The sequence below is a fragment of the Pseudomonas sp. 3JA genome (assembly GCF_036961705.1).
GTDB classification, from domain to species: domain Bacteria; phylum Pseudomonadota; class Gammaproteobacteria; order Pseudomonadales; family Pseudomonadaceae; genus Aquipseudomonas; species Aquipseudomonas fluorescens_Q.
This window is the reverse complement of sequence record NZ_JBAMDJ010000029.1, coordinates 14,387-26,604: the sequence shown is the minus strand read 5'-3', so window position 1 is coordinate 26,604 and position 12,218 is coordinate 14,387. Positions and strand designations below refer to the sequence as shown.

9 protein-coding genes are annotated in these 12,218 nt (G+C 61.5%); 2 read left to right on the top strand and 7 right to left on the bottom strand.

Annotation, left to right across the window (positions count from 1 at the left end):
• Window positions 1-23: 23 nt before the first annotated feature.
• From V7773_RS21075 to V7773_RS21060, 4 genes are all read right to left on the bottom strand, one after another.
• Complete coding sequence (locus tag V7773_RS21075; RefSeq protein WP_336074937.1) at window positions 24-1,973, bottom strand: acetyl/propionyl/methylcrotonyl-CoA carboxylase subunit alpha; 1,950 nt, start codon at window positions 1,971-1,973, stop codon at window positions 24-26.
• Window positions 1,970-2,788, bottom strand: coding sequence for a gamma-carboxygeranoyl-CoA hydratase (locus tag V7773_RS21070; protein ID WP_336074935.1), 819 nt, complete (start codon window positions 2,786-2,788; stop codon window positions 1,970-1,972). Before V7773_RS21070 ends, V7773_RS21075 begins: the two co-directional genes overlap by 4 nt.
• A 13-nt stretch (window positions 2,789-2,801) precedes the next feature.
• Window positions 2,802-4,406: a carboxyl transferase domain-containing protein gene (locus V7773_RS21065; protein ID WP_336074933.1), complete on the bottom strand. Its 1,605-nt coding sequence runs from the start codon at window positions 4,404-4,406 to the stop codon at window positions 2,802-2,804.
• A gap of 98 nt (window positions 4,407-4,504) precedes the next feature.
• Window positions 4,505-5,668: an isovaleryl-CoA dehydrogenase gene (locus V7773_RS21060; RefSeq protein WP_092145444.1), complete on the bottom strand. Its 1,164-nt coding sequence runs from the start codon at window positions 5,666-5,668 to the stop codon at window positions 4,505-4,507.
• 198 nt (window positions 5,669-5,866) lie between these two features.
• On the opposite strand from V7773_RS21060, the gene V7773_RS21055 reads away from it, so the two are divergent.
• On the top strand, window positions 5,867-7,564 hold the full coding sequence (locus V7773_RS21055) for an AMP-binding protein (protein WP_336074932.1): 1,698 nt from the start codon (window positions 5,867-5,869) through the stop codon (window positions 7,562-7,564).
• Between the two features lie 652 nt (window positions 7,565-8,216).
• On the opposite strand, the gene V7773_RS21050 is transcribed toward V7773_RS21055, so the two are convergent.
• From V7773_RS21050 to V7773_RS21040, 3 genes are all read right to left on the bottom strand, one after another.
• Window positions 8,217-9,116 (bottom strand): hydroxymethylglutaryl-CoA lyase, encoded by a 900-nt coding sequence (locus V7773_RS21050; RefSeq protein ID WP_063322106.1) that lies wholly within the window; start codon window positions 9,114-9,116, stop codon window positions 8,217-8,219.
• Between the two features lie 88 nt (window positions 9,117-9,204).
• On the bottom strand, window positions 9,205-9,606 hold the full coding sequence (locus tag V7773_RS21045; RefSeq protein ID WP_072346631.1) for a MerR family transcriptional regulator: 402 nt from the start codon (window positions 9,604-9,606) through the stop codon (window positions 9,205-9,207).
• Window positions 9,607-9,802: 196 nt separating this feature from the next.
• Complete coding sequence (locus V7773_RS21040) at window positions 9,803-10,732, bottom strand: LysR family transcriptional regulator (RefSeq protein WP_063322104.1); 930 nt, start codon at window positions 10,730-10,732, stop codon at window positions 9,803-9,805.
• Window positions 10,733-10,909: 177 nt separating this feature from the next.
• Between V7773_RS21040 and V7773_RS21035 the strand changes: the two genes are divergently transcribed.
• The gene (locus V7773_RS21035) at window positions 10,910-12,139 is read left to right on the top strand and encodes an acyl-CoA dehydrogenase (protein WP_072346633.1); all 1,230 of its coding nucleotides are present in this window, start codon (window positions 10,910-10,912) and stop codon (window positions 12,137-12,139) included.
• Window positions 12,140-12,218: the final 79 nt, after the last annotated feature.

The window sequence follows — 12,218 nt, the reverse complement described above, 5'->3', positions numbered from 1 at the left end:
CGGCCCTGGGAGCGGGCCGATGCCTATTCTTCGAACGCCACCAGGGCGCTGCCTTCGCTGACCATTTCACCTTCCTGGCAATACAGCGCCTTGATCACCCCGGCCTTGGGCGCACGAATGCTGTGCTCCATTTTCATGGCCTCCAGGACCACCAGTTGAGCCCCGGCTTCCACCGGCTGACCGACATTCACCAAGACCCGCACGATACTGCCGTTCATGGGCGCGGCCAGGCCGCCCTGATGGCTGTGGCTGGCCTCTGCCGCGGCCAACGGGTCGTACAGATCGATCCGATGCAGGTCACCCGCCCAGTGCAGATACAGGCTGTCGCCCTGGCGAATGGCCCGATGGCTGCGGCGCACACCGTGGTGCTCGATCGTCAGTCGCTCACCCTTGAGTTCCGCGCAATGGGCTGTGACGTCCAGCGTCAGCGCACGATCCTGGCCTTCACAGCTCAGGTGCAAGGTGGTTTCCCTCGGCAACCCCAGGCGCATCCCGGTGGTGCTGGCCCACGGTGAGGCGGCGTCATCGCCGCGTACGTGCGGTGCCAGGCTCAAGGCGAAGCCTTGGGCGGCTGCTAACCAGAACGCGTCATCCAATTCGCCGGGCTCTGGCAGCAATTGCGCCTGGTAACGTGGGATAAAGCCGGTGTCCAGTTCTGCCGCCGCGAAAGCAGGGTGGGCCACGATTCGGCGCAGGAACCCGATGTTGGTTTTCAGCCCGCCAATGGCAAATTCATCGAGCATGCTCAACAGCCGCAAGCGCGCCTGTTCGCGATCCTCACCCCAGGCAATCAGCTTGCCGAGCATCGGGTCGTAGAACGGCGAGATTTCATCACCTTCTTCAACCCCGCTGTCGACCCGCCGCCCCGGCCCCCCGACCGATTCGCGATACAACGTCAGGCGGCCCGTGGCCGGCAGAAAATCGTTGACCGGGTCTTCGGCATACAGCCGCACTTCGATGGCGTGACCGAGCAGCGGCACTTGCGCTTGAGTGATCGGCAAGGGGTCGCCTTGGGCAACGCGGATCTGCCAGGCCACCAGGTCAAGTCCGGTGATCGCCTCGGTGACTGGATGCTCGACCTGCAAGCGGGTGTTCATTTCCATGAAGAAAAACTCGCCCCGCGCATCCAGCAGGAACTCCACCGTGCCGGCCCCGACGTAACCAATCGCCTGGGCTGCGCGCACGGCGGCTTCACCCATGGCCTGGCGCAATTGCGGGGTCAGGCCGGGGGCGGGGGCTTCTTCCACCACTTTCTGGTGGCGGCGCTGGATCGAGCAATCGCGTTCGTTGAGGTACAGGCAGTTGCCGTGTTGGTCGGCAAATACCTGGATTTCCACGTGGCGTGGCTTGAGCAGGTATTTTTCCACCAGCATCCGTGAGTCGCCGAACGAGGACTGCGCTTCACGCTGGGCCGAGGCCAGGGCTTCGGCCAGTTGGCTGACATCCTCGACGACTTTCATGCCCTTGCCGCCACCGCCGGCCGTGGCCTTGAGCAATACCGGGTAGCCGATGCGCTCGGCGGCGTCGCGAAAGGTCTCCAGGTCCTGGGCTTCGCCGTGATAACCGGGCACCAGGGGCACGCCGGCGGTTTCCATCAAAGCCTTGGCCGCCGATTTGCTGCCCATGGCATCGATGGCCGAGGCCGGTGGGCCGAGGAAGATCAGCCCGGCGTTTTCAATCGCCCGAGCGAACCCGGCGTTCTCGGACAGAAAGCCATAGCCGGGGTGGATGGCCTGGGCGCCGCTGGCTTTCGCTGCGGCGATCAGCTTGTCGATTTGCAAGTAGCTGTCGGCGGCCTTGCTGCCGCCCAGGTCGACGCGGATATCGGCTTCACGGCTGTGGCGGGCGTCGCGGTCGGTGGCGCTGTGGACGGCAACGGTGGTCAGGCCCATGGCTTTGGCGGTGCGCATCACGCGGCAGGCGATTTCGCCGCGGTTGGCCACCAGCAACGTGGTGAGGGCAGGGGCGCTCATCGACGCGGCTCCTTGTTATTCGATTCGGCTTGCCAGTTCGGCGCACGCTTTTGCAGGAAAGCCCGCAGGCCTTCCTGACCCTCCGGGCTGACGCGGATGCGGGCGATGGCATTTTCGGTGTAGCGCCGCAGCGCCGGGGTATGGGCGCCGTTGCCGACTTCACGCAGCAGTTCCTTGCTGGCGCGCATGGCCGCCGGGCTGTTGAGCAACAGGTTGTCGATCCACTGTTCGACCTGCTGGTCCAGGACCTCGGCCGGGTAACTTTCCGACAGCAAACCGATTTCTTTCGCACGTTGCCCGTCGAAGCGTTCCGCCGTCAGGGCATAACGACGCGCGGCACGCTCGCCGATCGCTTGCACCACGAACGGGCTGATCACCGCTGGCGCCAGGCCAATGCGCACTTCCGACAGGCAGAACTGTGCTTCATCGGCGCCAATGGCCATGTCACAAGCGCTGATAAGCCCCAGTGCGCCACCGAACGCGGCGCCCTGGACGACGGCCAAGGTAGGAATTTTCAGCTTGGCGAGGTTGTACATCAGCTCCGCCAGTTCCCGGGCGTCATCAAGGTTGGTGTGGTAGTCGAGCTCGGCCGATTGTTGCATCCAGGCCAGGTCGGCGCCGGCGCTGAAATGCTTGCCGCGGCCGCGGATCAGCAGGAAGCGCAAGTTTGGATCGCTGCTGACGTGGTCCAGGGCCAGGATCAGTTCGCGGATCATTTCGGCGTTGAAGGCGTTGTTTTTCGACTCTCGGCTGAGCCACAGGGTGGCAATGCCCCGTGGGTCGCTGTGCAGTTCGAGGGTGTTGAAGTTATCCATGGGCATTCCCCGTTTACATCCGGAACACGCCGAAGCGGCTCGGTTCGATAGGCGCGTTCAGTGACGCGGACAAGGCCAGGCCCAGCACGTCGCGGGTCTGGGCCGGGTCAATGACGCCGTCGTCCCACAGCCTGGCGCTGGAATAATAGGGGTGACCCTGTTCTTCGTACTGATCGAGGATCGGTTGCTTGATCTCGGCTTCCTGCTCGGCGCTGAAGGGGTGGCCACTGCGTTCGGCTTGTTCACGCTTGACCTGCACGAGCACGCCGGCCGCCTGTTCGGCGCCCATCACGCCAATCCGCGCGTTCGGCCACATCCACAGAAAACGTGGGTCGTAGGCGCGACCGCACATGCCGTAGTTACCCGCGCCGAAACTGCCGCCAATGATCACGGTGAATTTCGGCACCTTGGCGCACGCCACGGCGGTCACCAGTTTCGCGCCGTGCTTGGCGATACCGCCGGCCTCGTACTTCTGGCCGACCATGAACCCGGTGATGTTCTGTAGGAACAGCAACGGTATGCCGCGCTGACAGGCCAGCTCGATGAAGTGCGCGCCTTTCTGCGCGGCTTCGGCAAACAGAATGCCGTTGTTGGCCAGGATCGCGATCGGGTAGCCATGCAAGTGGGCGAAGCCGCACACCAGCGTCGTTCCGAACAGCGCCTTGAATTCGTCGAACACCGAGCCGTCCACCAGGCGCGCGATCACTTCCCGCACATCGAACGGCTGCTTGGCGTCGGCCGAAACCACGCCGTACAGCTCCTCGCCGGAGTAAAGCGGGGCAATCGGCAGACGATGCTGCAACTCGCCCTGTTTGCGCCAATTGAGGTTGGCCACGCTGCGGCGTGCCAGGGCCAGGGCATGCTCGTCGCTGTCGGCGTAATGGTCGGCCACGCCGGAGATCTTGCAGTGGACATCGGCGCCGCCCAGGTCTTCGGCACTGACCACCTCACCGGTGGCAGCTTTCACCAACGGTGGGCCGGCGAGGAAAATCGTCGCCTGCTGGCGGACCATGATCGCCTCGTCCGCCATGGCCGGCACATAGGCGCCACCGGCGGTGCAGGAACCCATGACCACGGCGATCTGCGGGATGCCCTGGGCACTCATGTTGGCCTGGTTGAAGAAGATCCGGCCAAAGTGCTCGCGGTCCGGGAACACCTCGTCCTGGCGCGGCAGATTGGCGCCGCCGGAGTCCACCAGGTAAATGCACGGCAGGCGATTCTGCTGGGCGATGGTCTGGGCGCGCAGGTGTTTTTTCACCGTCAGCGGGTAGTAGGAGCCACCTTTGACCGTCGCATCGTTGGCGACAATCATGCATTCGACGCCTTCCACGCGGCCGATGCCGGCAATCACACCGGCTGCCGGCACGTCTTCGCCATAGACTTCGTGGGCTGCCAATGGGCTGATTTCCAAAAACGGCGAGCCCGGGTCCAGCAGTCGGTTGATACGTTCACGGGGCAGTAACTTGCCCCGCGACGTGTGCCTTTCCTGGGCCTTGGGACCGCCGCCTTGGCGAATTTGCGCGAGCAAGGTGCGCAAGGCTTCGACGTGTCCGAGCATCGCATCGCGGTTGGCGATGAACTCCGGCGAGCGCGGGTTGAGCTGAGTGTGCAGAATCATGGGCTACTCCGTAGCAGCTTTGAGCTTCAAGCCACAAGCTGCAAGCAAGAGCGCAGTTCGCTTGCCGCTTGAAGCTTGTCGCTCGTAGCTGACGAAATTCATTTCGTTTCGTTGAACAGTTCGCGGCCGATCAACATCCGACGAATCTCACTGGTGCCAGCACCGATTTCGTACAGCTTGGCGTCACGCAGCAGGCGGCCGGCCGGGAATTCGTTGATGTAGCCATTGCCGCCGAGGATCTGGATGGCGTCGAGGGCCATTTGCGTGGCGCGTTCGGCGCTGTAGAGGATCACCCCGGCGGCGTCCTTGCGGGTGGTTTCGCCGCGCTCGCAGGCCTGGGCCACGGCATACAGATAGGCGCGGCTGGCGTTGAGCTGGGTGTACATGTCGGCGACCTTGCCCTGGATCAGCTGGAATTCGCCAATGCTCTGGCCGAACTGCTTGCGGTCGTGGATGTAGGGCACGATCAGGTCCATGCAGGCCTGCATGATCCCGGTCGGGCCGCCAGAGAGCACGACGCGCTCGTAGTCGAGGCCGCTCATCAGCACTTTCACACCGCCATTGAGCGCACCGAGGATGTTGTCTTCCGGCACTTCGACGTCATCGAAGAACAACTCGCAGGTGTTGGAGCCACGCATGCCGAGCTTGTCGAATTTATTGCTGCGGCTGAAGCCTTTCCAGTCGCGCTCGACGATGAAGGCGGTGATGCCATGGGGACCTTTTTCCAGGTCGGTCTTGGCGTAGATCACGTAGGTGTTGGCATCGGGGCCGTTGGTGATCCAGGTCTTGCTGCCATTGAGCACGTACTTGTCGCCACGCTTGTCGGCCCGCAGTTTCATCGAGACCACGTCGGAGCCGGCGTTCGGCTCGCTCATTGCCAGGGCACCGATGTGTTCGCCGCTGATCAACTTGGGCAGGTATTTGGTTTTCTGTTCGTGATTGCCGTTGCGGTTGATCTGGTTCACGCAGAGGTTGGAGTGGGCACCGTAGGAGAGGGCGACCGAGGCCGAACCACGGCTGATTTCTTCCATCGCCACCACGTGGGCCAGGTAGCCCAGGCCAGCGCCGCCGTATTCTTCCGGTACGGTGATACCCAGCAGGCCCATGTCGCCGAACTTGCGCCACATGTCGGCGGGAAACAGGTTGTCGATATCGATCTGCGCTGCTCGCGGCGCCAGTTCAGCCTTGACGAAGGCCTGCACCTGGTCGCGCAACATGTCGATGGTTTCGCCGAGGGCAAAGTTCAGGGATGGGTAGCTCATGGGACACCTTTGGCTTTTTTATCGGGTGCGGAGAGCGGGGGGAATGGCTCTCACCTTTACGTTAACGTAAACCTGCGACGAGAGGCTGTCAATCGCCCTTTACGTTAACGTCAACTTGAGCCAGAGTAAGTGCCCGCAAAGGCATGTTGTTGCATCAGGTTACCGCTACACCCACTAATAAAGACAAGAGGGGGCGTCATGGATCAACCCGGTTTGCATTCGCAGCTCAGCTACACCCGTGGTTCCGCGGCCAAGGCCTTGTTGGCTCAAACCATCGGCGAGGTTTTCGACCAGACGGTGGCCCGTTATCCGGAGGGCGAGGCGTTGGTGGTTCGCCATCAATCGCTGCGCTACACCTGGCAACAACTGGCCGAGGCTGTCGATCTGCACGCCCGAGCCTTATTGGCGCTAGGCTTGAAAACCGGTGATCGCCTTGGCGTGTGGGCACCCAATTGCGCCCAGTGGTGCATCAGCCAGTTCGCCAGTGCGAAGCTCGGCGTGATTCTGGTCAACATCAATCCGGCCTATCGCGTCTCTGAGCTCGAATACGTGCTCAAACAATCCGGATGCCAATGGCTGGTGTGTGCCGGGGCGTTCAAGACCTCGGACTATCACGCCATGCTGCAAACGCTGGCACCGGAACTGGCAGAGCAACCGATCGGCCAGATGCAGAGCGAGCGCCTGCCGGAGTTGCGCGGCGTGATCAGCCTCGATTCCCAGCCACCGTCAGGCTTCCTGCCCTGGTCGCAACTGGCCGCCCTGGGGGCGGCGGTGACGCCTGGACAACTGGCCGAGCGCCAATCCAGCCTGCACTTCGATCAGCCGGTGAATATCCAGTACACCTCCGGCACCACCGGCTTCCCCAAGGGCGCTACCCTCAGACATCACAATATTCTGAATAACGGTTACATGGTCGGCGAAAGTCTGGGCCTGACGGCTGACGATCGGTTGATGATCCCGGTGCCGCTCTACCATTGCTTTGGCATGGTCATGGGTAACCTGGGCTGCATGACCCATGGCAGCACCATGATCTACCCCAACGATGCCTTCGACCCGCTGCTGACGCTCAAGGCCGTGGCCGAAGAAAAGGCCACTGCGTTGTATGGCGTGCCCACGATGTTCATCGCCCTGCTGGACCAGCCGCAGCGGGGCGACTTCGACCTGTCCAGCCTGCGCACGGGCATCATGGCCGGGGCCACATGCCCCATCGAAGTGATGCGACGGGTCATCAATGAAATGCACATGGCCGAAGTGCAGATTGCCTACGGCATGACGGAAACCAGCCCGGTGTCATTGCAGACCGGTCCTACCGACGAACTGGAACTGCGCGTAACCACCGTTGGCCGTACCCAGCCGCAACTGGAAAGTAAAATTATCGATGCGGCCGGCAATCTCGTCCCGCGTGGTGCTGTCGGCGAATTATGTACCCGTGGCTACAGCGTGATGCTCGGCTATTGGAACAACCCCAAGGGCACCGCCGATGCCATCGACCCGGATGGCTGGATGCACACCGGCGACTTGGCGACCATGGACGAGCAGGGCTACGTGCGCATTGTCGGGCGCAACAAGGACATGATCATCCGCGGCGGGGAGAATATTTACCCGCGTGAGCTGGAGGAGTTTTTCTTCACTCACCCGGCGGTGGCGGACGTGCAAGTGATCGGCATTCCGTGTTCGCGCTATGGCGAGGAAATCGTTGCTTGGATCAAGTTTCATCCCGGCCACAGTGCCTGCGAACAGGAACTGCAAGCCTGGTGCAAGGAGCGCATCGCCCACTTCAAGACGCCGCGTCATTTCAAATTCGTCGAAGAATTTCCCATGACGGTCACCGGTAAGATCCAGAAATTCCGCATGCGTGAGATCAGCATCGAAGAGCTGGGCGATAAGCAAAGCTAGCCACAATACTGTGCGAGCTTGCTCGCGATGGTGGTGGTGGGATAGTCGACAGATAGGTTGGCTGTGCCGCCGTCATCGCGAGCGTGCTCGCATCCACGGGGGAAATGTGAAATCCGGGAAAGCACAAAGGGGAGCCGAAGCTCCCCTTTAATTTTGTCGTCGCGTGCTCTTTTTTTATTATTGAGGGGCGGCCTGTTGTTGTTTTTGGCAGCCGTTGCCCTTTACCGCTGTTTTTGGCGATCCCCATCCGGGATCAAGAGCAAACGTATTTTTTTGAGCGCTGATCTGCTTTTTCGCCTTGCGATCCAACCGATTCGGGAGCTACCTGAAGGTAGTTTTATTGTTCTCTGCCCGGTTGCGGGTTGCTCCTGAAAGCACCCTGAAAAGCACATCCTCTCCAAAAAAATCTGTTAGCTGCGTCTCTGCCGTGTTGTTTTTGTTATGCCAGAGTCGTTTCGTCTTGTTTTTATTGGGTTTGCTGCGTTTTTTTATTCTTGTTATGCGAGAGATATAGCAGGTGGCGTGCCAACTTTTAAAAATCTATATAAATCAATGGCTTGAATTTTTTAGCTGAAAAACCTGGCGCGTCAAACCTGACAAATTGTTTCCGTGTTACTCGTTTCGCCGCCGTTACAAAGCCAGCGGTAACACCTCACTGTGCGCTGCGGGCCTTGGCGACACGCGAACCGCTAGGGCGGCCGAGCACGTCGCAGATCTGCCGACCCGCGGCGATCAGGGCGTCCAGGTCGACACCGGTCTCGATACCCAAGCCATTGAGCAGGTACAGCACGTCCTCGGTGGCAACGTTACCGCTGGCGCCCTTGGCATAAGGGCAGCCGCCCAGGCCGGCGATGGAGCTGTCGAACACCGCGATGCCTTCCAGCAGGCTGGCGTATACGTTGGCCATGGCTTGGCCGTAGGTATCGTGGAAGTGTCCGGCGAGCTTGTCTCGAGGCACCTCGGCGCCCACCACCTCGAACATCCTGCGGGTGGCACCGGCGGTGCCCGTGCCGATGGTGTCACCCAGGGAGACTTCGTAGCAGCCCATGGCATACAGCTCCCGAGCGACCCAAGCCACCTGCTCAGGCTTGACCGCACCTTCATACGGGCAGCCCAACACGCAGGACACGTAACCGCGCACACTGACGCCGTGTTGTCTGGCGGCCTCCATGATCGGCTCGAAACGCTCCAGGCTGTCCTTGATGGAGCAGTTGATATTGCGCTGGGAGAATGCTTCGGACGCGGCGGCGAACACCGCCACTTCTTTCACGCCCGCCGCCAGCGCATCTTCAAAACCCCGCAGGTTCGGCGCCAGGGCGCCATAGGTTACACCGGGCTTGCGCTGGATCTGCGCGAACACCTCGGCGGAGCCGGCCATTTGCGGCACCCACTTGGGCGAGACGAAACTGCCGACTTCGATGTAGCCCAGGCCGGCGGCGCTCAAGGCATCCACCAGACGCACCTTGTCGGCGACGCTGATGGGCTGTGCTTCATTCTGCAGCCCGTCACGGGGGCCGACTTCGATCAGGCGTACAAAGGAGGGGAGGGACATGGGGATTGACCTGTAGTGAGTTGCCAATATGTCGAGCGCAATGATGAACCCATTGTGGGAGATTGCTCGCTCCCACAGAGGGAAAGTGTTACTGGACGATTTCCTCGCCCTTGAGTGTCTGCTCCAGCGCCTGGATGCAGCGTTCTTCGGCGGTGTCGAGTTCCAGCTTCATCTGTTCGATGTCCAGCAATTGCTGTTCGAGCTGTTCCCGGCGTTCGGCGATTTTCGCCAGCATGCTGTGCAGCTGTTTCTGATTGCCGCTGGAGGGGTCGTAGAGTTCGATCAGTTCGCGGCACTCGGCCAGGGAAAAACCAATGCGCTTGCCGCGCAGGATCAGCTTCAGGCTGACCTTGTCCCGCGGCGAGTAAATGCGCTCCTGGCCCCGTCGCTCCGGGCTCAACAGGCCTTGTTCTTCATAGAAACGGATGGCCCGGGTGGTGATATCCAGCTCGCGGGCGAGGTCGGAGATGCTGTAGGTCTGGCTGCTCATGGACGCGCTCGAAACGAAAGGGGCTGGCGCTAAGCTAAAGGCAGGTTGACGTTCGCGTCAAGCATGGGGCCGGCACTGCATGGCAGGCATGTACCTGTGGGAGCGAGCTTGCTCGCGATAGCGGTAGACCGGCCAATATCAATGGCGACTGATCCGACGCCATCGCGAGCAAGCTCGCTCCCACAATTTTGATCGCCTAAACCTTGTCGAGCTTCTTCTCATGGGCCGTCACCTGCTGGCACAGCTCGATCATCTGCTCGCGCATCCAGCGGTTGGCCGGGTCCTGGTCGGTGCTTTCGTGCCAGTAGAGGTGGGTTTCCACCGGCGGCACGTCGTTGACTGGTAACAGGAAGGCGTGCAGATCGTGACGACGGGCAAAGCGCTCGGGGACGGTCATGACCATGTCCGTTTGTTGCAGGACCTGGGAGGCCATCAGGTAATGCTGGGAGCGCAGGGCGATCTTGCGCTGGATACCCATCTTGCCGAGGGCCAGGTCGACATAACCCAGCCCGTTGCGGCGGCTGGAAATATGCACGTGGGTCTGGGCCAGGTAATCGTCGAGGCTGATCTTTTCCTTGCCCGCCAGCGGATGGCCCTTGCGCATGGCGCACACGTAGCGATCTTCCATCAACTTGACGTGGCGCACCTGCGGGTCGGTGTTGAGCGGTGCGTCCACGGCGAAGTCGAGGCGGCCGGCGGCCAGTTCCTTGGTAGTCTCGCGGCGTTTGGAGAGGAAACTCTCGATGGCCACGGTCGGCGCCAGGCGACGCAGGCGCTGGAACAGCGGCGGCAGGATCACGCCTTCGGTGAGGTCGGTCATGCTGATGCGGTAGGTCTTGACGGCCTGCAACGGGTTGAAGATCCGGCTTTCCTGCACCGACACCCGCAGCAGCGACAGGGCGTTGCGCACCGGGCCGATGATGTTCTGGGCCATGGGAGTCGGCACCATGCCTTGGGCGGTGCGCACGAAGAGCGGGTCGTTGAAGGTCTCCCGCAGGCGCGCCAGGGCATTGGACACGGCCGGCTGCGTGATGCCGACGATCTGCCCGGCGCGGGTCAGGTTGGCTTCGGTGTAGATCGCATCGAAGACAATGAAAAGGTTGAGATCGACCTTGCTCAGATTCATGGCGCTGCACTCTTATTCTTGGACGTGTTGTGAGGTGCCGGATGGCGATGCGAATCAGTGAAACATATATCGGTGATGAATGTTAATACACGCCGAGAATAGGTTAGGTAAATTTTCGTAGCTGAACTAGCATCGATTTCATGACCTAAAACAACCTCTGCCAAGAAGGTGCTGCTCATGGATTTTGCTTATTCCCCCAAGGTTCAGGCACTGCGTGAACGCGTCACGGCGTTCATGGATGCCTACGTTTACCCGGCTGAAGCCGTGTTCGAGCAGCAAGTGGCCGAAGGCGACCGCTGGCAGCCCACGGCCATCATGGAAGAGCTCAAGGCCAAGGCCAAGGCCGAGGGTTTGTGGAATCTGTTTCTGCCTGAGTCCGAGCTGGGTGCCGGCCTGACCAACCTGGAATACGCGCCGTTGGCAGAGATCATGGGCCGTTCGCTGCTGGGGCCTGAACCGTTCAATTGCTCGGCGCCGGACACCGGCAACATGGAAGTGCTGGTGCGCTACGCCAATGAAGAACAAAAGCAACGCTGGCTCGAGCCACTGCTGCGCGGCGAGATCCGCTCGGCGTTTGCCATGACCGAGCCGGACGTTGCCTCCTCGGACGCCACCAACATGGCCGCTCGTGCCGAGCGCGACGGCGACCAGTGGGTCATCAATGGCAAGAAGTGGTGGACCTCAGGGGCCTGCGACCCGCGCTGCAAGATCCTGATCTTCATGGGCCTGAGCAACCCTGATGCGCCGCGCCATGCCCAGCACTCGATGATCCTGGTGCCGGTGGACACCCCCGGGGTCAAGATCGTCCGGCCGCTGCCGGTGTTCGGCTACGATGATGCGCCTCACGGGCATGCCGAAGTGCTGTTCGAGAACGTGCGCGTGCCGTACGAAAATGTCCTGTTGGGTGAGGGACGCGGCTTTGAAATTGCCCAGGGGCGTCTGGGTCCGGGCCGGATTCATCACTGCATGCGTTCCATCGGCATGGCCGAGCGCGCACTGGAATTGATGTGCAAGCGTGCCGTCAGCCGCACGGCCTTCGGCCAGCCGTTGGCACGCCTGGGCGGTAACATCGACAAGATTGCCGACTCACGGATGGAAATCGACATGGCGCGCCTGCTGACGTTGAAGGCGGCGTACATGATGGACACGGTCGGTAATAAAGTGGCGAAGAGCGAAATCGCCCAGATCAAGGTCGTCGCGCCGAACGTGGCCCTGAAGGTCATCGACCGGGCGATCCAGATCCACGGCGGGGCCGGGGTTTCCAACGACTTCCCGCTGGCCTACATGTACGCCATGCAACGCACCCTGCGCCTGGCCGACGGTCCGGATGAAGTCCACCGCGCCGCCATCGGCAAGTTCGAGATTGGCAAGTACGTGCCCAGGGAAATGTTGCGCAGCGGGCGCTGAAGACCTGTTTTACCTTGGCAACGCCATTGCGCTCACCACAAATCCCCCTGTGGGAGCGAGCCTGTTCGCGATGGCGGCT

What these genes read in the sequence shown, in the direction of transcription:
- V7773_RS21055 (WP_336074932.1), top strand. Translation starts at nt 5,867, where the DNA reads ATGGATCAACCCGGTTTGCATTCGCAGCTCAGCTACACCCGTGGTTCC.
- V7773_RS21065 (WP_336074933.1), bottom strand. Translation starts at nt 4,406, where the DNA reads ATGATTCTGCACACTCAGCTCAACCCGCGCTCGCCGGAGTTCATCGCC.
- V7773_RS21070 (WP_336074935.1), bottom strand. Translation starts at nt 2,788, where the DNA reads ATGGATAACTTCAACACCCTCGAACTGCACAGCGACCCACGGGGCATT.
- V7773_RS21045 (WP_072346631.1), bottom strand. Translation starts at nt 9,606, where the DNA reads ATGAGCAGCCAGACCTACAGCATCTCCGACCTCGCCCGCGAGCTGGAT.
- V7773_RS21060 (WP_092145444.1), bottom strand. Translation starts at nt 5,668, where the DNA reads ATGAGCTACCCATCCCTGAACTTTGCCCTCGGCGAAACCATCGACATG.
- V7773_RS21040 (WP_063322104.1), bottom strand. Translation starts at nt 10,732, where the DNA reads ATGAATCTGAGCAAGGTCGATCTCAACCTTTTCATTGTCTTCGATGCG.
- V7773_RS21075 (WP_336074937.1), bottom strand. Translation starts at nt 1,973, where the DNA reads ATGAGCGCCCCTGCCCTCACCACGTTGCTGGTGGCCAACCGCGGCGAA.
- V7773_RS21035 (WP_072346633.1), top strand. Translation starts at nt 10,910, where the DNA reads ATGGATTTTGCTTATTCCCCCAAGGTTCAGGCACTGCGTGAACGCGTC.
- V7773_RS21050 (WP_063322106.1), bottom strand. Translation starts at nt 9,116, where the DNA reads ATGTCCCTCCCCTCCTTTGTACGCCTGATCGAAGTCGGCCCCCGTGAC.